This is a genomic window from Acinetobacter sp. YH12106 (assembly GCF_013418995.1).
Taxonomy (GTDB): Bacteria; Pseudomonadota; Gammaproteobacteria; order Pseudomonadales; family Moraxellaceae; genus Acinetobacter; species Acinetobacter pseudolwoffii.
In genome coordinates this window covers 187,137-211,663 of the sequence record NZ_VPAV01000003.1, presented here as the reverse complement: position 1 = coordinate 211,663, position 24,527 = coordinate 187,137, and the positions used below count along the sequence as shown (strand labels likewise).

Sequence of the window (24,527 nt, the reverse complement as noted above, 5' to 3'; positions counted from 1 at the left end):
CATCACTATTAAAACATGGCAACACCGTTGTCACTCATTAGGAGTGCTCATGTCTGAAATTATTATGAATCAAGAAACCTTAGAGCCTCAGGTTCCAAGTGTACTACCCCTTTTGGCGCTGCGTGATGTGGTGGTTTATCCGCATATGCAAATTGCGCTGTTTGTCGGTCGTGAAAAATCGATCAATGCAGTTGATGTGGCTCGTAACAGTGACAATCTAGTATTTGTAGTTGCGCAAAAAGATTCGCTTACAGAAGAAATTGATCACGACAATTTATATCAATACGGTACTGTCGCGAAGATTGTGCAAGTTGTGAATCACGAAAATGATGAAAACTGTATCAAAGTCCTGATTGAAGGACTGCACCGTGCCAAACTGAAAACCATCATTGACGAAAATGAGTATCTGACAGCAGAACATGAACTCAGCCCAATGACCGTTACGGTGGATGAAGACACTCAAGCCGTGCGCTTGCAAGAATTACGTGCGCTTTTTGCTCAATATGCAGAAGCGAAACTTCGTAATGCGCGTGAACTGATCACCGCAGCCAACAAAATTGAAGACCTGTTACAGTTATTATTCTTCGTGGCGACCCGTGTTCCATTGAATATTGATGTCAAACAAAAATTCCTGGAACATGATGAATTCGAAGCGCATTTAACTGAGCTGATGACTTATCTATTGCAACAATCTGAAGAACAGCAGATTGAGCAAACCCTGCATGACTCTGTTAAACGTCAGATGGAAAAGAACCAGCGCGAATACTTCCTGAATGAAAAAATGAAAGTCATTCAGCGTGAGCTTTCCGACATGAACGGCGGCGCGGAAGATGATGTCGCTGAAATTGAAAAACGTCTTGCTGAAGCAGATCTGCCTGAGCATGTACGCAAGAAAGCTGAAAACGAATTCCGTAAACTCAAAGCGATGCAGCCTGCCTCAAGTGAAGCAGCAGTTGTTCGCAACTATCTGGAAGTGATTCTGGATACACCGTGGAATAAAGCCAGCAAAGTCAGCATTAACCTGAACAAAGCACAGGAAATTCTGGATGCAGACCACTATGGTCTGGACGATGTCAAAGATCGTATTGTGGAATATCTTGCGGTTCAGTCGCGTGTGAAAAAATTGCGTGGCCCAATTCTATGTTTAGTCGGTCCTCCGGGTGTTGGTAAAACCTCACTGGGTGAGTCGATTGCTAAAGCAACTGGTCGTGAATTTGTGCGTATGGCCCTTGGTGGTGTACGTGACGAAGCCGAGATTCGTGGTCATCGTCGTACCTATATCGGTGCGATGCCAGGTAAAATCGTGCAGTCATTGACTAAAGTTGGGGTGAAAAACCCGTTGTTCCTGCTCGATGAAATCGACAAGATGGCGCAAGATTACCGTGGTGATCCGGCGTCTGCGATGCTCGAAGTCCTCGATCCATCACAGAACAACAAGTTCAGTGATCACTACCTGGATCTGGATCTAGATCTGTCTGAAGTAATGTTTATCTGTACCGCAAACAGCATGAACATTCCTGAAGCCTTGCTGGATCGTATGGAAGTGATTCGTCTTCCGGGTTATACCGAAGAAGAAAAAGTCAATATTGCAGATCGTTATCTGGTACCAAAAGCCATTAAAAATAATGGCCTGCGTGCTAAAGAATTAACTGTGCATGAAGAAGCGATTCGTGACATCGTGCGCCGTTATACCCGTGAAGCCGGTGTACGTAGCCTTGAGCGTGAAGTATCCAAAATTGCACGTAAAGTGGTCAAAGAAGCGGTGAGCAAAAAAGCCAAAAACCTTCAAATTGAAGTGACAGCAGGCAATCTTCCAGATTACTTGGGCGCACATAAATTTGACTATGGTATGGCGGAAGAAGAAGCACAAATCGGCCGTGTCAATGGTCTGGCCTGGACTTCGGTGGGTGGCGAATTGCTGACCATTGAGGTTGCAGCCGTTCCAGGTAAAGGCAAGTTCATTACCACCGGTTCTCTTGGCGATGTCATGAAAGAATCGATTACTGCTGCCATGACTGTGGTGCGTACCCGTGCAGATGAGCTTGGCATCGAAGCGTCCCGCTTTGAAGAAACCGATGTGCACGTGCATTTACCGGAAGGTGCGACACCGAAAGATGGTCCATCCGCAGGTTTGGCATTGACCACTGCATTGGTATCTGCATTTACCGGGATTCCGATTCGTCCGGATATCGCGATGACAGGTGAAACCAGTCTGGGTGGTCGTGCATTACGTATTGGCGGTTTGAAAGAGAAACTTCTTGCAGCCCATCGTGGTGGCATCAAGCTGGTCTTCATTCCACAGGAAAACGTACGTGATTTGGCGGAAATTCCTGAAAATGTAAAAGATGGTTTAGAGATTAAAGCCGTGAAATCGATTGATGAGATTTTACCGCTGGCCCTCATCTCTTTGCCAAAAGCCTTGGTGAAAGCCCCGATTGTAAAAACCAAAGAAGAAGCGAAAGCAGCCCGTCATTAAGATGAGCTGATTTGCCAAAACCCTGCTCCGGCAGGGTTTTTTATTGTGTAAAGAAATTGTTTAAGGTTGCAAGGCCATCGCTACCAGCCCATCAATCACATAGGTCATCTTTTTCAGATCCAGTTTATCCAAGGTGTCCAGCTCAGTATTATAATAAGGGTTACGATAATGCGCCGTATCAGTAATTAACATGGTCGAATAATTGAATTTGGCATAATTCAGATAACCAGAAAAATTCATGTCCTGAGCAAAAGTTGGACTGATAAAACGTTGACATTCCAGACGGTTAAGACTTTGCATGGCAGTACAATAATCTCCGGTCATTCCGGTCGAGGCCAAATGACCAATCGCGGCAATAAAGTTCCCATGATCTGGATAAATCCATTTCAACCCCACCGGATAAGTCTGCACCAGATTTTCATCAAAATAGCCAATTGAATCCAGAATCACCACACCTTTCAGCTTCTGCTTTTTTTTCTTGAGCGACTTGGCATGAATATAGCTGCCCATATGTTCTGTCTTGAAAAAAGGCGGCTCTTCCAAGGTATAAAAAGCAAATTCGATCTCATGTTTGAGCTTGGATTTTTGCAAGGCCAATAATCTTGCGGTTTCCAGTAAACCTGCCACTCCCGAGGCATTATTGTCAGCACCATATCGATCACTAAAGACATCATAATGCGTGCCCATGACCATTTTGGTTTTGGCCTGAGCATTTAAATGGCAAATGACATTTCGATAGCTTAGGCTATTAACTACATAGACCTGAAACTGACAGGGAATGCCAAAACGCTGCATCTGTCCTTTAATCCATGCAGACACTCGATTCAGTTCTTTAACATTCTTGTAATTTCGAAATTCATCGACACTCATGATCTGGCTGAAAAATAATTCCAGATGAGAAATTTGAGCGCGTGTGTTGGTATTGGCAGCACTGAAACTTGAGCCGATTAGACCGGTGACCAACAGCAGCAAAGTACAACATCCTTTTATGATGACCTTAGTCCGCATTTATTATTATCCATTCCTTTATCAAGCGGAGACTTGAACTCAGGACATTAAAGCAGCACTAAATCCTTCATTTCAATTTCAATTTGTTTCCTGACTCAACTTCGTGTTGTTTGATCGTTATAATGAAGTATCCAATTATTGATCTGTCTGTATGAAAATCCGTATCCTGACCATTGGTCAAAAAATGCCAGCATGGGTGCTGACTGGTTTTGAAGATTATTTCAAACGTATTCAGCCCTTTGTACAGACCCAGATTATTGAACTGCCCATGGCCAAGCGCGGCAAAAATGATTCTGAAGCGGATATCCTGAAATATCGAAATATTGAGGGTGACAGCATTTTAAATGCACTCAAGCAGAACGAAATTCTGATCGCGCTAGAAGTGGGTGGACGTGAGTTCAGTACCGAAAAACTGGCTGAAACCATGAAAGGCTGGATGCTGGAAGGCAATGATGTGGTACTGGCGATTGGCGGGCCAGATGGTCATTCGGAAGCAGTACGTAAAGCTGCTGCATGGCATTGGTCCCTGTCTAAGCTCACACTCCCCCATCCCATGGTTCGGGTGATGCTGATTGAACAACTGTACCGTGCAATGACCATTAACCATAATCATCCCTACCATCGTGCAGGTTAATGACGTTGCTGAAGCGTTCTTTTTATGCAACGTTTTGTTGAATAATTCCCCCTGCTTTTTTCGTTATTTTTAATGCATTATTGAGACATCTTCCAGATGTGGTTTGACTTATGAACTTACAAACGTTGCCCGGCTTATTTATTTCTCATGGCTCTCCTATGCTGGCGCTGAATCCTGAGCAAGTGGGTCCTGCCTTGCATCGTTTAAGCGAAAACCTGCCACGCCCGGAAGCGATTATTATCATGTCAGCGCACTGGGAAAGTGAGGCACTGGAAGTCAGTAGCGGTATTCGACCAGAGACCTGGCATGATTTCCGTGGTTTCCCGCCAGAGCTGTATCAATTACGCTATCCTGCACCGGGAAATCCTGAACTGGCCGAGCAGATCTTGGGTTTGCTGGCCAATGCCGGTTTTGCCGCACATGCCAATAGTACTCGTCCACGTGATCATGGCGTGTGGATGCCGCTGCTGCATATGTATCCGGATGCGGATATTCCAGTGGTTGAAATTTCCTTGCCCATGTCGATGAGTGCCGATGAAATCTATAAAATTGGTCAAAGTCTGGCACCGCTACGTGAGCAGCAAATCCTGCTGATTGGTTCAGGCAGTATCACGCATAACCTACGTGAACTGTCTTGGGATGGAACGGCGGCTGATGTACCGGTATGGGCATCAGATTTCCGCAATTTTGTCGTCCATAAACTGGCCCATAGCGATTATGATGCGATACTGGACTGGTCCAATATTCCACACATGGCGCGTAATCATCCAACACTGGAGCATTTTGCCCCGATCTTCTTTGCGATGGGGACCGGAAGCCGTTTTAGTCTGGTACATAGCAGTTTTAGCATGGGTTCTCTGGGCATGGATGTTTACCGCTTCGATTAATCTTGATTGAAAACTTAAAATTTTAACTTTTAAATTTGGATACATTTTGCAACCAAAATCTGCGATATGTATCCATATCTTTTAGAAATGCATCCGTTATCATTTCAATTCTTTGTTCTTTATTATAAATCCATGAAATTAAAATTTATTGTACTGGCATTATTACCTTTAACTTTTGCAGCCTGTCAGTCGGGTGATATCCAGCAGGCTGGAGATCGTACAGTGGCTACCCTACAACAAAAAAGTGCAAATCAGCTTCTTTCTGCCTACCACTGGCAACTAGATCGCGGGCTGGAACGGCCAATCGTGCTCAGTTTCGATGCTCAAGGCCGCCTGAGTGCCGTGACGGGCTGTAATGGACTCAGTACAAACTGGTCAGTGAAAGATAATATTATCAGCACCAGCGAAGTCATAGGAACCGAAATGGCCTGCGATACCGCACTGATGCAACAGGAACGCTTTGTCAGCCAGCTTTTACAAAAACGTGCAATTCCTTTTGCGCTCAATACCACGAACCTTGACCAGCCGACCCTAACGCTTTCCGCTGCCGATGGTCAAAAATATGAATTTACCGGGAAAATGACTCCGGAAACCAGATATCAGGGGCAAGCTGAAACAATTTTTCTGGAAATTTCCCCAGATACCAAATCATGTACCGGTGTGGCTCAGCAAAGCTGCTTGCAAGTTAAACAGGTTAAATATGATCAAAACGGTCTGAAGACCCAGGTCGATAAGGACTGGACATTATTCTATGACCAGATTGAAGGTTTTCAGCATTCACCGAATGAACGCCAGATTATTCGGCTAAAACGTTTTGAAATTAAGAACCCTGCGGCAGATCAATCTAAATATGCTTATATTTATGACATGGCAGTCGAGCGCGAAGCCGTGAAAGGTTCATTATAAAATATCTATCCATAAAAAAACCGAGGCTATGGCCTCGGTTTTTTTAAAGCGACACTCAATCAGACTTAGAATACGCCTTGAGCAAGCATTGCATCAGCCACTTTTACGAAGCCTGCAATGTTGGCACCGTCTACATAGTTCACAGTACCGTCTTCTTTGGTACCGAATTTTACGCAGTTACGGTGAATTTCTTTCATGATCGCATGTAAACGCTCATCAACTTCCTCAAAGGTCCAGCCTAAACGCAATGCATTTTGCGACATTTCCAGACCAGAAGTGGCAACACCACCTGCATTTGATGCTTTACCTGGCGCATAAAGCGTTTTCGCTTCAATGAATTTCTCTACAGCAGCCAAGGTTGAAGGCATGTTTGCACCTTCAGCGACACAGATCACGCCATTTGCGAGAAGCTTTTCAGCATCCTCCGCATCCAGTTCGTTTTGAGTCGCGCATGGCAGTGCGATATCACATGGAATACCCCAAGGACGTTGTCCTTCCAGATATTCAAAACCATGTTTAGAGGCAAATTCTGAAATACGACCCCGTTTTACGTTTTTAAGTTCCATCACTTCAGCAAGCAATGCTTCAGTGAAACCGTCTTTGACGTGAACCGTACCCGCAGAGTCAGAAAGTGAAACCACTTTCGCGCCCAGATACAACGCTTTGTCAGCAGCATATTGCGCAACGTTACCAGAACCTGAAATTGCGACAACTTTGTCTTTGAAGCTTTCGCCACGAGACTTGAGCATTTCCTCAGCGAAATACACAGTACCGTAACCCGTTGCTTCCGGACGCGCCAATGAACCACCGAAGGTTAAACCTTTACCGGTGAATACACATGCAGTGTCGTTACTTAATTTTTTCATCATGCCGGCCATATAGCCCACTTCACGACCGCCCACACCAATATCACCTGCAGGGATATCTGTGTTCGCACCCAGGTGACGATATAGCTCGATCATTAAAGCTTGGCAGAAACGCATGATTTCGCCTTCTGATTTGCCTTTAGGGTCAAAATCAGAACCGCCTTTACCACCACCCATAGGAAGTGTGGTTAAAGCATTTTTAAATGTTTGCTCAAAGCCTAAGAATTTTAGGATTGAAAGATTCACTGAAGGGTGGAAACGCATACCACCTTTAAATGGACCGATCGCTGAGTTGTATTGTACGCGGAACGCGCGGTTTACCTGAGTTTGACCTTGGTCATCTACCCAAGAAACTCGGAACTGGATCGCACGTTCTGGCTCAACTAGACGTTCTAGCAAACCATGTGCTGCGTATTGTGGATTCTTTTGAATGAATGGCCACAAACTGGTCATCACTTCTTCGACAGCTTGAAGAAATTCTGGTTGGTGTGCATCACGTGATTTTACGTAATCTAGGAACTCATTAAGTGTGTTGTATTTCAACGCTTAATCCTCAGCAGAAAATGGATCAAAATTGGTCAAATTTACAATCAATGTTAAATTTTGGCGCAAAATATTAAATATCTTTTGTAACTAATCTACAATACTTTTTTTGAAAATACTTTAAAATTAATTTGATAACAAATATTTATATTGATTATGAATATTTTTTCTATGTCAGGAAATGCCAATTGAATCAAGGCTTAGATTCAGATTTATGCCTAGTAATAAGGCATAACTTGACCCTTAATTGCGCACGACTTAGGAGTTTAAAAATATGTTAAAATACATAACTCGACATATTTTGTTTCACTTACTGCAAAGCTCAGCATGAGCAGCTCTGGTTATTCATGAATTCGCCAATTTCTCTGGTCCAATCGATTGATGCTTTACTCCCTCAAACCCAATGTGGACTCTGTGGTCATCGTGACGGATGTTTACCTTATGCCCAGTCGATTGCTGAGGGTGAAAATGCCAATAAATGTGTGCCAGGCGGACAGCCTGTTGCCGATGCTTTGGCTGCATTATTAAATCGTCCTGAACTTGTGGCAGAAGAAAGTGTCTGGCCCATTCAAGCCGACGGTCGCCCGCAGCGCATCAAAGCCGTAATTCGTGAAGATGAATGTATAGGCTGTACCAAATGTATTAGCGCCTGCCCGGTCGATGCGATTATTGGCGCCGGCAAACTGATGCATACAATTCTGACCGATCTGTGTACTGGCTGCGAACTGTGCATTCCACCGTGTCCGGTTGACTGTATCGATCTGGTCGAAGACCCACAGCCTTTGCCGACTGAAGCACAGCGTATTGCTGAGCAGGACGATTTACGTCAGCGCTATTATGCGCATATCCAGCGTGAAGAAAAACGCCGTACTGACCGCAAGGGCCCAGTCGTCCGTGCAGAAATCAATACTGCCCTGTTTGCCCAGTTCTCTGCTTTAAATGAGCAGCTTCCTGTGATTGAAGTTGTGAATAAGCCGGCGAATACTCCGATTACGCTAGATTCTAAAACCACGATTGAACTGGCAAAACTACGCACCCAAATTAAAAAGCTGGAAAAACAGCTTTCGGTTCGTGAAGATGCCAGCAAACGCCTGCAACTGACAGAATTAGCTGAAAAATTACAGACCTTACAGGGATAAGTACATGACCACTGCGAGCACAAAACCTGTAAAAAACATGACCAAAAAACAGATTCAGACCTTTTTTGAACGCCTGCGTGAACAGCGCCCCAATCCGAAAACCGAGCTGAATTATGCCAATCCCTTTGAATTACTGGTCGCCGTGACTCTGTCTGCCCAAGCCACCGATGTCAGCGTGAATAAGGCCACGGACAAACTGTTTCCAGTCGCCAATACACCGGAAACGATTTATGCGCTTGGTGTGGATGGTTTAAAGGAATATATCAAGACTATTGGTTTATATAACTCAAAAGCAGTCAACGTAATTAAAGCCTGTGAGATGCTGATTCAGAAGCACAACAGCGTGGTACCGGATAATCGTGCGGATCTGGAAGCCTTGCCGGGTGTGGGACGCAAAACGGCCAATGTGGTGCTGAATACTGCCTTTGGTCAACCGACCATGGCGGTGGATACACATATTTTCCGGGTTGGTAACCGTACCGGGCTGGCTACAGGTAAAAATGTGCTTGAAGTTGAGCATCGACTGGTCAAAGTGATTCCGAAAGAATTTATCATTGATTCTCATCACTGGCTGATTTTACATGGCCGTTATTGCTGTATTGCCCGTAAACCGAAATGTCATGAATGTGTGGTCGCCGATGTGTGTAACTGGCCTGATCGTTTTGAATTTGGTGCAGCACGCGCAATTGCAGTGAAGAATATCGCTATTTCTGAATAGAATTGCAGAACTAAACTAAGACCGAAAAAAAGGTGATCAATACCTCACCTTTTCTACAATTTTCAGCATACCGCTTTTATTTAAAACTGGACTCAGCTTCCACTGAAGCATGCCGAATTATTTATTCTGATCGTGTTCAGCCTGTTCCTGTTCTTTTTTGCGCTGTTCAAGCTCCGCCTGCAATTTCGGGTGCAACTGGCGTTGTGGATGCTTGGCTGCATTTTCTGCACGTTCTTCCTGACGTACTTTATTCAGTATTTTAAAACTCATATAGAACAGACCCATCAACACTGCCAGAAATATAACCATTAATACCAACACGCCAAATTTCATAGCCATAGCACCTGTTCAAATACGCAATAAAAAAGAGCCCTAATATGACTTAGGGCTCTTCGATTGTCAAAATCATCGTTAGCCGATTATTTTGCTTGATCCAGAATCGCGAAAAGCTCAGTCTGAACCTGATCGATTGGACGCAGACCGTTTAACTTGTTGTAAGTCGGTGCATTTTCACCTGATGCTGCACGGCCTTGGTAGAAGCCCACCAGTTGCTCCGTTTCAGTATGGTAAGAACCTAAACGTTTACGAATTGTCGCTTCCAGATCATCTGGACGCTGAACCAGATCTTCACCCGTTTCGTCATCTTTACCTTCCACTTTTGGCGGGTTGTAAACGATGTGATACACACGGCCAGATGCCGGGTGCTGACGACGGCCAGAAAGACGTTGTACGATCTCTTCATCTGGAACATCGATTTCAATCACGTGATCGATGTTGATACCTTCGTTTTCTAAAGCTTCTGCTTGAGGAATGGTACGCGGGAAACCATCAAAAATACAGCCATTTACACAATCAGGTTGCGCAATACGCTCTTTGACCAGACCAATGATCAACTCATCAGAAACCAAACCGCCATTGTCCATGACACTTTTAGCTTGTAGACCTAATTCAGTTCCTTCACGAATTGCAGCACGGAGCATATCACCGGTTGAAATTTGTGGGATATTGTAGCGCTTACAGATCAACTGAGCTTGTGTACCTTTACCTGCTCCAGGTGGTCCGAGTAAGATAATGCGCATATATAAACATCCTCATTTAAACAATATGTATGACGCCACGACCACAATCGCCCGATTGTGTCCCCCGGCATCTCATTATAAGAAAGCCACAAACAAATGGATTAAACCCGCGACAAAACCGGTTACCCCACCCAATAAAATCAGAATCCATTCATCTTCCTGAAATGCAGGACGTAACAGATTCTGAAACTCCTTCGGAGTCAACTCGCGTATGCGGTCTCTAAACATTTGATAGATTTTCTGTGCACGGCTCGCATTAAATGCTGGGTCGCATACAGGCACCATCGTAATTTCAATCGAGCGATCGATCAAGTCCGTCTTGAGTTTTGCATACTCTTTTGGCCCTAAAGACAGCTGTAAAGAGGTCCGAACCAGGGGTGTTTCCATAATTTCATTAATATGACGTTTGACAATGCGGCGGGTTTTGTCTTTTTTCCCGCCATACATCATCTCGGTCATGATCGATTTTAACGTAATCAGATCTTCTGTGACTACACTTGCGAAAACATCAGAGACTTCATCCTGACGTTTCATAAATGCGCCTTGTATGTTATAGGTGCCAATACGCGGAATGACAGGTTTAATCCATGGAAACTTGCGACTTGTGGTACGGCTAAAGAATTGCGGGTACTTTACCGGGTGCGGATAGAGCGGGTTGAATACCATCCAGATTGCAATCCAGTTGGTCAAAAAGCCCCAGATGGCAGCCCAGAACGGAACAGTCCAGTGCCAAGGCACCACGAACCAGACAATCATCTGGAAAATACCAAAGAACATGCCGATGAGTGCACTGATATGCCAAATAAAATTGATTTCTTTTTGGCCCACTTTCAGAAACATGCGCACCATTAACCGACGGTCACCTTCCATCTGGCTGACCACCATTTCACGCATATCGACAAGTGACTCGACGTTCATGGTCAGCTCGGTCACCAATTCACGCAAAATTGCCGGCATTTGTTTTTGTGCCTGTGCATAAATTCTGCGTTTGATGGCAAAAGGCAGGTTTTCCCAAAGGACTGCATTACGATCCATCATCACTTCATCAATCAGATGTTCCAGTTCGAAACCGACCTGTTCACCAATGATCCGTGCCATATCATCTGGATCCATGGCCTCTAAAAATTCGCGGATGGAACCTAGTTTAGACAAAGTGTTATCGGTAATAATGCCTGAAATACGGCCAGCTTTGCGTGGCACGATCCCCTGCCAGCCGACAGGTACAGGACCGAGATGGACACCCCAAAAATTGATCGGATAAAACACCATTTTCAGTGCCATCCAGACGTGAGCCCACGTTACAAATGCGGTCACCGGAATAATGCTGAGCACAGCCCAAAAATCCGGGCGATTCACAAAGGTTTGCCACAATTCGTTGACGTACTCAAGCATGCATAAGTTCCATATTTAATTTTTTGTTCACAGAATACACATATTTATAAGGTCAAATATTTTGTCTATAAACCGATACTTAAAGTATAGGAAAATTGTAGTCGCGGTTCAGTTTCGGCCACCACACGACCATTTCGATCTTCAAATTTCTCTCCGGCACCAATGCCGACACTAAAACTGCTGATTCGCTCTGAACTCAACAAAACATAGGCCAAATCAATTCCAGCACCTAAGCGGGCCTTGTATTCATTGTCGACGCGTTTGCTTTCAATATGACCCGCATAGCCTCCGACATAATACCCATTTTTATCCTTGCCGGTCAGATGTGCAGGATAACGAAAGCCTACTTGTCCCCCTATCGTTCGATCATCATCCAGAAAAACCCCACCTTTCACATAAGCAATCCCATAAGGATTAACCCATTCAGTATTTAAATGTACCAGCTTCCGGGTAAAACCAGCCCCAACATTAAAGGCTTTTGCCTGAGTAGCTTCTACTTTATCTGCAGTATTATTGATTTGATCATGTGCATAGGCCCCGTTCGCCCACAATGCAAACGCCAACAAAGGGTAAACCTTGTTCATTCCTTCACCATCTTCCTTAATTATAGTTTTTGGTATAGTCCTATTTTTATTCGATTTTACTGTATCAGAATTATCACAACTCTTATATACAGCACTTTACAATTTTCATGTCTGCAAAGTCAAAGCTTAAAGGAACTGATCGTAATGGCAGTTTTTCATTATCAAATCAAGTCCAGTTGCGTTAGAATATTCCACTTTGATTCTTTCCTCCTTTCCTCAGGTCTCAAGTCGATCGCGTATGAAGCAGCACTTTCCTTTAAAAAATGCACAACAAGAAAAGCGCATCTATCGTAGTCGAGTATGGATTTCTGTTGGAATAGTCATCTTTTTTATGCTGCTGCTGGTTAGCCGCTATGCCTATTTACAACTCTTTAATTTCGAGACCTTCAGTACCGCTTCTGACCAAAACCGGATTCGTCTGCAACCTCTGCCTCCAGCGCGCGGTTATATTTATGACCGTAACGGCGTATTGCTGGCCGATAACTACCCAGTTTTTACCGCAACTTTAAGCCGCGCCGATGTGCAGGATATTGACCAGACTTTGGAACGTCTGAAGCCTATTCTGGAGCTGACTGAAGAAGATATTGAACGCTTCCAAAGCCGGATCAAAACAGCACGTAGAACCGAACGGGTTTCGATCAAGCTCAACCTGAATGAAAATGATATTGCCCGTTTTAGCGAGGTCAAATATCAGTTTCCGGGCGTGAATATTGAAACCCAGATGACCCGCTATTATCCGCATGGCGACCTGTTTGCCCATGTGATTGGTTATGTGGGCCGGATTAATGACAAAGAACTCAAAGCCATTGACAAGGATCTGTATGCCGGGACCAACCTGATCGGGAAAATTGGGGTAGAAAAATCCTATGAAGAACTTCTGCATGGGGTGCCAGGAAATGAATCGGTAGAAGCGGATGCTTTTGGTAATGTGCTACGGCATTTGGGCCGTAAGGATCCGGTGCGCGGTAATGATCTGTTCTTGTCACTGGATTATGGTTTGCAGGTGGTGGCTTCAGAGCAACTGGCTGGACGCCGTGGTGCGATTGTGGCGATGAATCCGAAAACTGGGGAAATTCTGGCGCTGGTTTCCAGCCCAAGTTTCAATCCAAATCTGTTTGTGACCGGTATCAGTCATAAAGATTATAGTGATCTGCGTGATAATCTGGATCAACCTTTATACAACCGCGCCGTGCAAGGGGTTTATCCTCCTGGTTCAACCATTAAACCGATGTTTGCATTGGGCGGCCTGCATTATGGTCTGGTGGACTGGGATACCACTATTTCTGATCCGGGCTATTTCAGTCTGCCGGGCGATAGTCACCGCTTCCGTGACCATAAAAAATCCGGGCATGGCGCAGTCAACATGCACAAAGCTCAGGTCGTTTCTTGTGATACTTATTTCTATGTCATGTCCTACCGCATGGGCATTGAGAAAATGAACACCTGGATGCGTCAGTTTGGTTTTGGTGAAAAAACCGGCGTGGATTTACCAAGTGAAAGCTCAGGACTGTACCCGAACCCGGAATGGAAGATGCGTACCCGTAACGCCAAATGGTTACGTGGTGAAACTATTTCGGTGAGTATCGGTCAGGGGGCTTTCACTTCAACGCCGTTACAACTGGCCATGGCAACGGCCATTACCGCCAACCATGGCAATAAAGTCATTCCGCATGTGTTACGTGAAAGTCGCGGTGCCAAAGCGTTCAAGGTACATAATGGTACCCACGGCAAGATCGATTTTAATGGTCAGGAAGAAGACTGGATCAAGATGCGTGATGCCATGGTCGACGTGATTCAATCTGGTACAGGCCGAGGCATCAAAAGTGGCTTACAATATTCCATTGCAGGTAAAACCGGTACAGCTCAGGTGAAGAGCATTGCTCAAGGCAAGCGTTATAATGAATCCTTATTGACCGACCGTCAGCTGGATCATGGCCTGTTTGTCGGTTTTGCACCTGCTGAAAATCCTGAAATTGCGATTGCGGTCATTCTGGAAAATGGTCGTGGCGGTAGTGCAGCCACTATGCTGGCTCGTCCGATTTTTGATTATTGGTTGCTGCATAAAGATAAGAAGCCGGTACGCCCGCAAGGTCATCAGCTCAGTGGTGGTCTGATGACAGCCGGAATCAAGCCTGCTGAATTGCCAAGTGGTGCAGGCATGTTGAGTCAAGATGCAGCAACTGTAGCTCCAGCCAATATTCAGCCACCAGATTCTGCCACCAATCCATCTGCAAATGCAGCTGCTCCAGCTGTAGCACCTCCTGCTCCCACACCGGTAGAACGAGACTAAAATGAAAAACCAACTTCGAATTATTGGGGGTGACTGGAAACGTCGTCAACTACCTTTTGCCAGCATTGAGGGTTTACGCCCGACGCCTGATCGAGTACGCGAAACCCTGTTTAACTGGCTTATGTGGGACGTACAAAATGCACAGGTTTTGGACATTTGTGCAGGATCTGGTGCCTTGGCTTTTGAAGCCTTATCGCGTGGTGCGGCCTCAGTCGTCATGATTGAACCAGATCGTACTCAGGCACAATTCCTGACCCAGAATCTTGAACTATTACAAGTCACCAAAGCACGCGCCCAATTGAAAATAGCAACGGCGCAGCAAGCTTTAACCAGCCTGCAAACACAATTTGATCTGGTTTTTCTCGATCCACCGTATAGCCTGAACTTATGGGAAGAGCTGGCATTACAGGCAGATCATCTGGTGAAAAATAATGCTTATATTTATGTGGAAGCAGACCGTGATCTACAGTTGCTTAAATTACCAGCGTCATGGCGACTCATTAAAAATACCAAAGCCGGCACAGTGCGTGCAGGGCTTTATCAAAAAAGTGTTTCTTAAATAAAGTCACAATTAAGACCTATTAAAAAAGGATTCCGCGATGGAATCCTTTTTTGTCAATAATAGTCAAACTGAAAGATGCGAGAATCATTTTAGTCACGATCACGGCGCCAATCACGGTTGTCACCTCTGTCACGCTTCCAATCCCGATGATCTCTATGCTCCCGATTTTTCCAGTCACGATCCTTGTGGTCTCGATCATAATGTCCGTTGCGATCCCGGTGATCACGAGAACCATCATCCCATGGATCAACCACACAACCAGTTAATGACACTGCCAATACAGAAAGTAAAATCGCTTTTTTAATCATGTCCCTAATCTCTTTACTGCACCCTATCAGTATCAGGCGAGTTCATGGAGACTAAACGAACTCATTGTTGCTCTGTTGTAGTGATTTATGCATTTTTTATGCAGGAATAAAAAACTCATTCCTTATTTTCGTTTTAATATTTTACGCACATTTGAACTTTAATTTGCATAAATACAGCTAACTAAAAGCTTGGCTTTTGCCCTGATCTTTAGAATACTGCTGCCTTTCCTTCTGACCTTACCTTTATGACCTGGCTGTTATTTATTCTTGGTGCAATGGTCGCTGGTTTCGTACAGGGGCTGACCGGTTTTGCCTTTGCCCTGATTGCCATGTCATTCTGGGTCTGGGTATTGGCTCCGCAACTGGCAGCGCCCTTGCTGGTATTTGCTTCCATCTGGAGTCATTTAATTTCACTGACGCAGGAACAGAAACCACCCATATTATCTAAACAGTGGCTACTGCCTTATTTAGTAGCGGGTCTGATTGGCGTACCGCTCGGCACTTACCTGCTGCACATCATCCAAGCTGATACATTTAAACTGGTTTTGGGCATTTTTCTGGTGCTCTGGTCTCCGCTGATGCTGCTCAATCCACACATCAAAACCATTCAGCGCTCGGGAAAGATAGCCGACAGTAGTATCGGATTGATGGGTGGAATATTAGGCGGACTTGGTGGTTTTTGTGGAGCCGTCCCTTCAGCATGGGTGATGTTGAAACAACTCCCGAAAGCCCAGCAACGCTATATCTTGAGGCATTTTAATTTTGCAGTTCAGGTCTTCGCACTCGGTACCTATCTATGGCAAGGTATGATCGATCAAAGTCATTTACCCTATATGGCAGTGTTAATAGTTTTTGTCAGTATTCCGGCCATTTTAGGGGCAAAACTCTTCTATAAAATTTCTGAACTGCTGTTTAAACGTATTATCCTAAGTTTGCTGTTCAGCGCCGGCTGTTTTCTTATAGCGTCCCAATTCATTTAAGCCCAATCTCATGCAGAGTTGGTTTACTTTGCCTCAGGCTTGAATCCGCTGACATAACTGCTATGTTAGGGCCAATATTTCGTAATATAGATCATCATTATGAAGATTCGTGATCAGATTGTTCTCGTTACCGGCGGAGCACGTGGCTTGGGCTTGGCGATTACTCAAGCCCTATTGGCAGAAGGTGCTCGCGTCGTCGTCAATTATCATAGCAGTCAGCAAACCGCCGAACAGCTTGTGCAGCAGTATCCCGAGCAGATCTTTATTTATCAGGCCGATGTCACTCAGGCTGATCAGGTACGGACTTTATTTGCTGCGGCAAAAAACCATTTCGGGGAAGCGATTCATGCGGTCGTCAATAATGCGCTGATTCAGTTTGAATTTAATGGGGATGATCGTCCTAAGGTTGAAGATTTGACTTGGGAGACCATGTCACATCAATTCAGTGGTGCAGTACAGGCCGCCCTCAATACCACACAAGCCGCACTAGATGATATGAAGCACGCGGGTTTTGGCCGGATCATCAATATCGGCACAAACTTAGTGCAAAATCCGGTGGTTCCTTATCATGACTATACCGCAGCAAAAGCGGCTTTATTGGCCTTTACCCGCACTACGGCGCAGGATTTGGGACAATATGGTATTAATGTCAATATGCTCTCTGGCGGCCTGTTACAAACCACAGATGCCAGTAAAGCCACACCAGACTTTGTTTTTGATCTAATTGCTCAATCAACTCCTTTACGCCGCGTGATTACACCAGAAGAGTTTGCTGCTGCAATCCTGATGTTTTTATCGCCTTATTCACGTGCCGTGACCGGACAAAACCTGATTGTGGATGGTGGCTTGGTTAAAGGTTAGATGACCAGAGAATAGACCGGGATTTTAGATTCTATTGTTCTATTTTTTGACCATCTGGTAGATTAAAAAGGTTTTGTGACCGGATTTTACTTCTACAATACGGTGTTCCCATAAAACCTTTTGTCTATTTTCTATGAAATTTATCACGACATTGCTCAGTACCTTATTGCTGGCAGGTTGTATGTCTAGCGATCTGAAAAAATCGGAACAGCTGCTGCAAAATTTCCAGTGCTCCCAGATCGAGATGTCACAGATGTCGCATACCAGCATGACCGATTATTATCAGCATTCGCTCTATAGCACAAAATCCAAGGCCGAAGCGTATATCGAGCATTATCACCAAGGTGAAAAGTTATTTGATATTCCCCTATCGGAAGTTGTGCAACAGCAATATGAGCTGTATAAAAGTGCCTGTCAAAGCCTCGGTGGAATTTTACCCGCTTCTGAAAACTAAGTAGTATTTGTCTGATATTCTTAATTCTTAGACAATAAAAAAGCAGGGAAAATACCCTGCTCTTTTTACAACGCAATTTTAATTCTGATAATAACGCTGATCGACACTGAAACATTCAGGGAATTTTGGCTGAATATCTGCATAAAATGCCATGATTTCCGCCATATCTTTTTCATAATCCCCTGTCGGATAAACGATTTTACCTACGCCAGTTTTCTTCTTGGCATAGTCCATATAGGCCAATGCAATCGGCACACCGGCATTAATCGCAACATGATAAAAACCGGTTTTCCACTGTTCCTGTTTGGCACGCGTTGCTTCTGGTGTGACCAGCATGACCAGTTTGGGATGGGTCTTAAATAAATCCGTCATCACCTGTACCATGCTCGGACGCGGTTCACCCGGCTGCTTAGGTCGACGGTCAATCCCGATTCCGCCCATCGCCCGTACAAAAGGCCCCAATGGAAATTTCATATAACTGTCTTTAATGGTTAAGCGAACATTTACGCCCAATGCTTTTAAGGCCAGTCGCGCATACAGTGCATCCCAATTACTGGTATGAGGAGCAGCAATCATGACACATTGGTCTAAATCTAGGGGCCAATGGTTATCAATTTCCCAACCCATCATGTTCAGACTTTGTTCTGCTAACTTCTCAAACACCTTATGCACCAGTTCTATTCAAATCTGCGCAGATTCTAGCAATCTAAGCAAATATAGATAGTGCAAATTGCACAACAAATAACCAATTAATCTATATTTGTATAATTAGATTTTTCAAATAAAAAATGAATTAAACACTTATACATTTCAACTTAATTTACCCATCAAGCAGCACTCAGGTTTGACTACCTCGCTCCATCAACGATGATTGTGAAATAAATTCAAGAGTTTATTCACTGAAATGCTCCTAACCTCCTCATTTTGGGATATGGCAAAACATCACGTCTTTTTATACTTCCCTGACATTATAATTTCAGCAAGATTCTGATGAAAAAGACTTTAATTTGTCTTGCTTTAACGGGGTTAATCACGGCATGTGGCGGTTCGGACAATGATTAAGCCATATGAAAATATTCTTCGACAGCACTCAATTAAAAATTTCGGAAGCCCAAAATCCAGATGAAAGTGCAATTTTTACGAAAATTACCCCTCATAATTCGGGAATTATAGGTGCCTGGAGCTTAGGTTCGGGTAAACAATTATTCGTTTTCAAGGCAAATCATACATATACGCTAGTTGATGCTATCGGGCATGATCAAGTCGAAAGTGGAGATACATCTTGTAGTGGAGCGGGAATCGAATATGGTAACTACCAGATCCGAGATAGTAAATTATTTGTAGATTGTTCAGATCATTGATACCAACGGTTGTGCAGGTCTTTCCGAGACTCATGCACATTTAGGTTTGTCAGGTACAATTGATGCTATTATCCTCACATTGACGGGAAGTGGCGAAGGTGGTTTTACACTCTCTCGACTCAACTAAAATAAAATCAACTCAGACAATCCCATCAGAAGATGGCGTTATTTTAATCAATATGTTCAAACTGAATCGTACATCCCATTAATAAGTGCATCAGCTCAATTTGTGAGGTGCAGTTGGGAGACTGTAAATTAAATTGTGTAATTGCCTGAATTTGCTATGTTCATATTCACAACGGAGTCAGGCAACATGATGAACGAACAAAAACTAAAAGACCTTGCAGCAGAATTTGCTAAAGGAATCAAAACAGAAGACGATCTCAATCAATTCACCCGATTGTTGACTAAACTCACTGTTGAAACGGCTCTCAATGCCGAACTTACCGAACATCTCGGACATGAAAAGAATGCTCGTAAGAACGGTTCAAATGCTCGTAACGGTTATTCCAGTAAGACCGTGCTGAGCGATGATGGTGAGATTGAGATCACCACACCACGAGATCGTGATGGCACATTTGAGCCACAGCTAATTAAAAAGAATCAGACTCGTATCACGCAAATGGATAGCCAAATTCTATCCCTTTATGCCAAAGGCATGACTACCCGTGAAATCGTGGCTACTTTCAAAGAAATGTACGATGCTGATGTATCGCCAACGCTTATTTCCAAGGTGACTGATGCTGTTAAGGAGCAAGTCGCTGAATGGCAAAACCGTCCGCTGGATGCACTCTATCCCATCGTCTATATGGACTGTATTGTAGTTAAAGTCCGTCATAATGGCAGTGTTATCAACAAGGCTGTATTCCTTGCCTTAGGCATTAATCTTGATGGACAGAAAGAACTGCTCGGCATGTGGATGGCTGAGAATGAAGGTGCAAAGTTCTGGCTGAATGTCCTGACTGAGCTTAAAAACCGAGGGTTGCAGGATATTCTGATCGCCTGTGTGGATGGACTAAAAGGCTTTCCTGATGCCATTAACAGCGTATACCCGCAAACCCATATCCAGCTGTGCATTATCCATATGCTGCGTAACAGCTTGAAATACGTATCATGGAAAGATTACAAGGCCGTCACTCAGGATTTAAAAGCCGTTTATCAGTCACCTACTGAAGAGGCAGCCTTGATGGCCTTGGATCAATTCGCCCAAACATGGGATGACAAGTACCCACAGATCAGCAAAAGCTGGCGTACACACTGGGAGAATCTAAATACCTTCTTTGCTTATCCAGCCGAGATACGCAAAGCCATCTATACCACCAATGCGATCGAATCATTAAACAGCGTAATACGTCAGGCGATCAAAAAGCGTAAAGTCTTTCCAACGGATGATTCTGTACGTAAAGTGATTTACCTGGCAATTGATGCAGCGTCTAAAAAGTGGAATATGCCTATTCGCGACTGGCGTTTAGCCATGAGCCGCTTTATTATTGAATTCGGTGACCGCTTAAGCAATCACCTTTAAATTTATGAAAAGCAATTACACAAAATTATTTACAGGCTCGCAGTTGGTCTTTTCATAAATATTTTTAAAATAGGTTCGAACTGAGCTTAAGGTAATGCCACATTGCTCTGCAATATCTTCCAGCTTATAGCCATTAATTAACAATTCACATAAATCAAATTCTCGCTTTGACAGATGGTAGCACTGCTGTAGATAAGCTCTAGACAGTGAGTAATGCTGGTTCTTGTCGGTCATAAATAATGCAATCTGGTGCTGATCTGCTTGTAAAGGTTGCATATTTTTTAATTTTTTAAACGGCACGATTGTGAGCATTAATTGAGACCCCGTACTATCACTCAGTGCCAAGACTCCACCGACCTCAGCCTGAACCGTTGTAGCATCCAGTAAAGCACTTTCTAACAACTGATCAAGACGTGCCTGCTGAGAAGGATGGATTTTTAGATGATTATGTCTATCCAGATCCAGACATGAACTTTGATGAATCATCTGCTGTGCCACAGGATTGGAATAACTTAAACACAGGTTTTGATCGAGCAGTACAATCCCGGTTTTTAAACTATCCAATACGGTATACAAGCTTAAATTATCTTGCTGAATCAAGTTGATTTGCCGGTGAATTTGCAAAGCCCGGCGTAAATGAATACTGATACGTCTTAGAAAATCCAGCTCAGGCTGTTCAAAAGGCTGTACTTCAGGTGCACGATGAATGCCGAGTACTGCCCAGCGATAATGACCTCGATCTAGCAACACGCCCGCCAGATAACAGACTCCCGTCGGCTTCAGGCACTTTTCATAAAATATATAATGATCCGTACCAGGCAGCTCGGCATAATGCTGACAGTTTTGACTTAGCGCATCGCCTATCTCAATGCTATTCCATAATGGCATATGCAGTTTCATATCAATCACCCGGATACGTTCATCTTGATAGGCACTCAGGCTTTTATTCGGGATATTGTGCGTATAAACAAAATCATAGCCAGGATTGAGCTGATCCAGACCGGTAAAGATGGCGCTCTTACTTTGGGTATAGCTTACGATATCTTGAATCACCTCAAGCCACAAAGCCGGTAATAATGCAGCATCATAAATTTTTGCAATAAGATTATTTTCTTGTTCTAATTTCATTACTGCCTCATTTTTTATCATTCTTTCTGCATCATAGCGCCAAGCACAGTCCGCTGAAACGACATAAAATGACTTAAATATTTTACAAAAACTCTTTAAGCCTACTGATTGATGAATAAATTTGGTCTAATTCACCTAATGAATCAAACTTTAACAAGACTGCCCTATTTATCCATACAGACTACTTTTAATGTAATGTCTAATAAAGAAATCTACAGGGTCAGAACAATGAAGAAAGTGATACTCTCTGCTGCAATGGCAGTTGCTCTTGCAGCAACGTTGACAGCATGTTCGAAACAGAATGACAATGAGCCAATGAATCATAATGCACAATCCAGTCCGGCAATGATGGAGCAAAATAACCCCGGTACCAATCTGACTCGGGCTGATAGCGCAGAGACCTCATTAGATTGGGCAGGTGAATATGAAGGTGTATTTCCTTGTGCCGACTGTGAAGGCATTAAAGTCGAGTTACAGCTTAATTCAGATAAGACTTATGAACTGAGTGAAGAATATTTAGGGAAAGCTAATAATAATGAATTTGAACTCAAAGGCAGTTTTAGTTTTGATCCTCAGGATCCGTCACTCATCACATTAGATAACAAAGCTGAAAACCGTAAATTCTTTGTTGGCGAAAATTTTATCGAAGCACGTGATGTTGAATCAGGTAAAAAAATTGAGAGTAATTTAAATTATAAATTAGTTAAAAAGTCTTCATCATAATTTTGTAAAGAATAAAAAAATCCCCGCTATTGCGGGGATTTTTTTAAGATCGGATGATCAACATGAATTACATCATGCCGCCCATACCACCCATGCCGCCCATATCAGGCATTGCAGGCTTGTCTTCTGGAATATCCGTGATCATACATTCAGTTGTCAACATTAATGCAGCAACAGAAGCAGCATGCTCAAGTGCAGAACGCGTTACTTTTGCTGGGTCAAGAATACCCATTTCGAGCATATCGCCATAAACACCTGTTGCCGCGTTATAACCGAAGTTGCCTTCGCCATTTTTCACAGCATTGATCACCACTGAAGGCTCATCACCCGCATTCGATACGATTTGACGAAGCGGCGCTTCAATCGCACGACGTAGAATGTTGATACCTACGTTTTGGTCATCATTCGCGCCAGTTACGTTATCCAATACTTTCGCTGCACGTACCAGTGCAACACCACCACCTGCAACCACACCTTCTTCAACCGCAGCACGCGTTGCATGAAGGGCATCGTCTACACGGTCTTTCTTCTCTTTCATTTCAACTTCAGTCGCAGCACCGATTTTGATCACTGCAACACCGCCTGCCAATTTAGCAACACGTTCTTGAAGTTTTTCTTTGTCATATTCAGACGTAGATTCTTCAATTTGCGCACGGATTTGCTGAACACGTTCAGAAATTTGACCTGCATTACCCGCACCATCCACAATCACTGTGTTTTCTTTAGATACAGTCACTTTATGTGCAGTACCTAAATGTTCAAGTGCAGTTTGATCTAGCTGCATGCCAATTTCTTCAGAAATCACCGTACCGCCAGTCAAGATCGCGATGTCTTGCAGCATCGCTTTACGACGATCACCAAAACCAGGCGCTTTTACTGCACATACTTTGATGATGCCGCGCATGTTGTTGACAACCAAAGTTGCCAACGCTTCGCCTTCAACATCTTCAGCGATGATCAAAAGCGGTTTACCTGTTTTCGCAACTGCTTCAAGCACTGTGATCAACTCACGAATGTTGCTGATTTTTTTGTCAACCAGAAGAATGAACGGATTTTCAAGCTCCGCAGTTAGTGTGTCTTGCTTGTTTGCGAAGTATGGCGAGATGTAACCGCGGTCAAACTGCATACCCTCTACCACATCTAGAGAATCTTCAAAGCCTGAACCTTCTTCTACAGTGATGACGCCTTCTTTGCCCACTTTTTCCATTGCTTGCGCAATCAGTTTACCTACAGTGGTGTCAGAGTTTGCAGAGATCGAACCGACTTGTTCAATCGCTTTAGAATCAGACGCAGGTTGAGCAGTTGCTTTAATTTCAGCAACCAAAGATTTAACTGCAATATCAATACCGCGTTTCAAGTCCATTGGGTTCATACCCGCTGTAACTGACTTGATGCCTTCGTTCAAAATAGCTTGTGCCAATACTGTTGCAGTGGTTGTACCGTCACCTGCGATGTCATTGGTTTTAGAAGACACTTCACGAACCAGTTGCGCACCCATGTTTTCGAATTTGTCTTTCAGGGTAATTTCTTTGGCAACCGTTACACCATCTTTGGTGATGTGCGGCGCACCGAAAGAACGGTCGATCACAACGTTACGGCCTTTAGGACCTAGTGTTACTTTCACTGCATCTGCAAGGATGTTCACACCAGCAATCATTTTGCTGCGCGCTGAATCACCAAATTTTACGTCTTTAGCTGACATTTTTGACTCCAAATACTTTTAATATCTTTTAAATTCTGATGAACATAAGACGACTTTAAACGGAAATTAAGCAAATACCGCTAAAATGTCAGATTCTTTCATAATAAGAAGTTCTTCGCCGTCAACTTTCACAGTTGTACCCGCATACGTACCGAACAATACTTTATCGCCAACTTTTACATCTAGTGCACGTACACCATTGTCAGTGATTTGACCATTACCTACAGCAATGATTTCACCTTGAGCTGGTTTTTCTGCAGCAGAACCAGGAAGTAAAATACCGCCAGCTGTTTTAGTTTCTTCTTCAACACGACGAATAACAACGCGGTCATGTAATGGACGAATGTTGCTCATATTTAACTCCATCAGACTAAGTCTTTTTAGGTCACTGATGACGACTT

General features: G+C 43.8%; 25 protein-coding genes and 1 pseudogene. 14 read left to right on the top strand and 12 right to left on the bottom strand.

What is annotated here, in order from left to right; translation table 11 throughout:
- Positions 1-49: 49 nt before the first annotated feature.
- On the top strand, positions 50-2,476 hold the full coding sequence (gene lon / locus FTU45_RS04935) for an endopeptidase La (RefSeq protein ID WP_100328791.1): 2,427 nt from the start codon (positions 50-52) through the stop codon (positions 2,474-2,476).
- Between the two features lie 60 nt (positions 2,477-2,536).
- Here lon and FTU45_RS04930 read toward each other — a convergent pair whose 3' ends face one another.
- Positions 2,537-3,484: a M28 family peptidase gene (locus tag FTU45_RS04930; protein WP_180076037.1), complete on the bottom strand. Its 948-nt coding sequence runs from the start codon at positions 3,482-3,484 to the stop codon at positions 2,537-2,539.
- A gap of 151 nt (positions 3,485-3,635) precedes the next feature.
- Here FTU45_RS04930 and rlmH point away from each other — a divergent pair, with 151 nt between their 5' ends.
- The 3 genes from rlmH (at position 3,636) to FTU45_RS04915 (ending at position 5,911) form a co-directional block, all read left to right on the top strand.
- Complete coding sequence (gene rlmH, locus FTU45_RS04925; RefSeq protein ID WP_005096341.1) at positions 3,636-4,118, top strand: 23S rRNA (pseudouridine(1915)-N(3))-methyltransferase RlmH; 483 nt, start codon at positions 3,636-3,638, stop codon at positions 4,116-4,118.
- Positions 4,119-4,228: 110 nt separating this feature from the next.
- Entirely contained in the window at positions 4,229-5,005 is a 777-nt protein-coding gene (locus tag FTU45_RS04920; protein ID WP_005096339.1) for a class III extradiol ring-cleavage dioxygenase, read from the top strand.
- 132 nt (positions 5,006-5,137) lie between these two features.
- Entirely contained in the window at positions 5,138-5,911 is a 774-nt protein-coding gene (locus tag FTU45_RS04915; protein WP_034609074.1) for an META and DUF4377 domain-containing protein, read from the top strand.
- A 65-nt stretch (positions 5,912-5,976) separates the two neighbouring features.
- Here the strand turns inward: FTU45_RS04915 and gdhA are convergent, their stop codons facing one another.
- Positions 5,977-7,320, bottom strand: a complete 1,344-nt coding sequence (gene gdhA / locus FTU45_RS04910) for an NADP-specific glutamate dehydrogenase (protein ID WP_074383062.1) — start codon at positions 7,318-7,320, stop codon at positions 5,977-5,979.
- Positions 7,321-7,667: 347 nt separating this feature from the next.
- Here gdhA and FTU45_RS04905 point away from each other — a divergent pair, with 347 nt between their 5' ends.
- Together FTU45_RS04905 and nth are read left to right on the top strand one after the other, a co-directional pair.
- Positions 7,668-8,459: an RnfABCDGE type electron transport complex subunit B gene (locus tag FTU45_RS04905; protein WP_100328793.1), complete on the top strand. Its 792-nt coding sequence runs from the start codon at positions 7,668-7,670 to the stop codon at positions 8,457-8,459.
- Between the two features lie 4 nt (positions 8,460-8,463).
- A complete protein-coding gene (gene nth, locus FTU45_RS04900; protein WP_100328794.1) occupies positions 8,464-9,177 on the top strand; it encodes an endonuclease III in 714 nt (237 codons plus the stop codon).
- A 117-nt stretch (positions 9,178-9,294) separates the two neighbouring features.
- Here nth and FTU45_RS04895 read toward each other — a convergent pair whose 3' ends face one another.
- From FTU45_RS04895 to FTU45_RS04880, 4 genes are all read right to left on the bottom strand, one after another.
- The gene (locus FTU45_RS04895) at positions 9,295-9,510 is read right to left on the bottom strand and encodes a DUF3149 domain-containing protein (RefSeq protein ID WP_005096331.1); all 216 of its coding nucleotides are present in this window, start codon (positions 9,508-9,510) and stop codon (positions 9,295-9,297) included.
- An 86-nt stretch (positions 9,511-9,596) separates the two neighbouring features.
- On the bottom strand, positions 9,597-10,256 hold the full coding sequence (gene adk, locus FTU45_RS04890) for an adenylate kinase (protein ID WP_005096329.1): 660 nt from the start codon (positions 10,254-10,256) through the stop codon (positions 9,597-9,599).
- A 75-nt stretch (positions 10,257-10,331) separates the two neighbouring features.
- Entirely contained in the window at positions 10,332-11,648 is a 1,317-nt protein-coding gene (locus FTU45_RS04885) for a hypothetical protein (RefSeq protein ID WP_005096327.1), read from the bottom strand.
- A 65-nt stretch (positions 11,649-11,713) separates the two neighbouring features.
- On the bottom strand, positions 11,714-12,232 hold the full coding sequence (locus FTU45_RS04880) for a hypothetical protein (RefSeq protein WP_005096326.1): 519 nt from the start codon (positions 12,230-12,232) through the stop codon (positions 11,714-11,716).
- A gap of 238 nt (positions 12,233-12,470) precedes the next feature.
- Between FTU45_RS04880 and mrdA the strand changes: the two genes are divergently transcribed.
- Both mrdA and rsmD read left to right on the top strand, forming a co-directional pair.
- Positions 12,471-14,522, top strand: a complete 2,052-nt coding sequence (gene mrdA, locus FTU45_RS04875) for a penicillin-binding protein 2 (protein ID WP_180076036.1) — start codon at positions 12,471-12,473, stop codon at positions 14,520-14,522.
- 1 nt (position 14,523) lies between these two features.
- Positions 14,524-15,081 carry a 16S rRNA (guanine(966)-N(2))-methyltransferase RsmD gene (gene rsmD, locus FTU45_RS04870; protein WP_005096323.1) on the top strand — a complete coding sequence of 186 codons (558 nt, stop codon included), beginning with the start codon at positions 14,524-14,526 and terminating at the stop codon, positions 15,079-15,081.
- Positions 15,082-15,173: 92 nt separating this feature from the next.
- On the opposite strand, the gene FTU45_RS04865 is transcribed toward rsmD, so the two are convergent.
- Positions 15,174-15,392: a hypothetical protein gene (locus FTU45_RS04865; RefSeq protein ID WP_005171910.1), complete on the bottom strand. Its 219-nt coding sequence runs from the start codon at positions 15,390-15,392 to the stop codon at positions 15,174-15,176.
- Positions 15,393-15,637: 245 nt separating this feature from the next.
- Between FTU45_RS04865 and FTU45_RS04860 the strand changes: the two genes are divergently transcribed.
- From FTU45_RS04860 to FTU45_RS04850, 3 genes are all read left to right on the top strand, one after another.
- Positions 15,638-16,372 carry a sulfite exporter TauE/SafE family protein gene (locus FTU45_RS04860; RefSeq protein ID WP_100328797.1) on the top strand — a complete coding sequence of 245 codons (735 nt, stop codon included), beginning with the start codon at positions 15,638-15,640 and terminating at the stop codon, positions 16,370-16,372.
- Between the two features lie 99 nt (positions 16,373-16,471).
- Entirely contained in the window at positions 16,472-17,233 is a 762-nt protein-coding gene (locus FTU45_RS04855; protein WP_180076035.1) for a 3-oxoacyl-ACP reductase, read from the top strand.
- A 133-nt stretch (positions 17,234-17,366) separates the two neighbouring features.
- Positions 17,367-17,687: a hypothetical protein gene (locus FTU45_RS04850; protein WP_005096317.1), complete on the top strand. Its 321-nt coding sequence runs from the start codon at positions 17,367-17,369 to the stop codon at positions 17,685-17,687.
- Between the two features lie 78 nt (positions 17,688-17,765).
- On the opposite strand, the gene FTU45_RS04845 is transcribed toward FTU45_RS04850, so the two are convergent.
- Positions 17,766-18,314 carry a 1-acyl-sn-glycerol-3-phosphate acyltransferase gene (locus FTU45_RS04845; RefSeq protein ID WP_180076062.1) on the bottom strand — a complete coding sequence of 183 codons (549 nt, stop codon included), beginning with the start codon at positions 18,312-18,314 and terminating at the stop codon, positions 17,766-17,768.
- Positions 18,315-18,754: 440 nt separating this feature from the next.
- On the opposite strand from FTU45_RS04845, the gene FTU45_RS04840 reads away from it, so the two are divergent.
- Positions 18,755-19,048, top strand: a complete 294-nt coding sequence (locus tag FTU45_RS04840; protein ID WP_180076034.1) for a hypothetical protein — start codon at positions 18,755-18,757, stop codon at positions 19,046-19,048.
- Positions 19,049-19,218: 170 nt separating this feature from the next.
- Here FTU45_RS04840 and FTU45_RS15605 read toward each other — a convergent pair.
- A pseudogene (locus tag FTU45_RS15605) lies at positions 19,219-19,299 on the bottom strand (LuxR family transcriptional regulator); the annotation flags it as partial.
- A gap of 65 nt (positions 19,300-19,364) precedes the next feature.
- Here FTU45_RS15605 and FTU45_RS04835 point away from each other — a divergent pair.
- Positions 19,365-20,573, top strand: coding sequence for an IS256 family transposase (locus tag FTU45_RS04835; protein ID WP_032028744.1), 1,209 nt, complete (start codon positions 19,365-19,367; stop codon positions 20,571-20,573).
- A 15-nt stretch (positions 20,574-20,588) separates the two neighbouring features.
- Here the strand turns inward: FTU45_RS04835 and FTU45_RS04830 are convergent, their stop codons facing one another.
- Complete coding sequence (locus FTU45_RS04830; protein ID WP_180076033.1) at positions 20,589-21,701, bottom strand: helix-turn-helix transcriptional regulator; 1,113 nt, start codon at positions 21,699-21,701, stop codon at positions 20,589-20,591.
- Positions 21,702-21,929: 228 nt separating this feature from the next.
- Between FTU45_RS04830 and FTU45_RS04825 the strand changes: the two genes are divergently transcribed.
- Positions 21,930-22,424 carry a copper resistance protein NlpE gene (locus FTU45_RS04825; protein ID WP_180076061.1) on the top strand — a complete coding sequence of 165 codons (495 nt, stop codon included), beginning with the start codon at positions 21,930-21,932 and terminating at the stop codon, positions 22,422-22,424.
- Between the two features lie 67 nt (positions 22,425-22,491).
- Here the strand turns inward: FTU45_RS04825 and groL are convergent, their stop codons facing one another.
- Positions 22,492-24,126, bottom strand: a complete 1,635-nt coding sequence (groL, locus tag FTU45_RS04820) for a chaperonin GroEL (protein WP_005096312.1) — start codon at positions 24,124-24,126, stop codon at positions 22,492-22,494.
- A gap of 66 nt (positions 24,127-24,192) precedes the next feature.
- Positions 24,193-24,480: a co-chaperone GroES gene (gene groES / locus FTU45_RS04815; RefSeq protein WP_005096311.1), complete on the bottom strand. Its 288-nt coding sequence runs from the start codon at positions 24,478-24,480 to the stop codon at positions 24,193-24,195.
- Positions 24,481-24,527 lie beyond the last annotated feature (47 nt).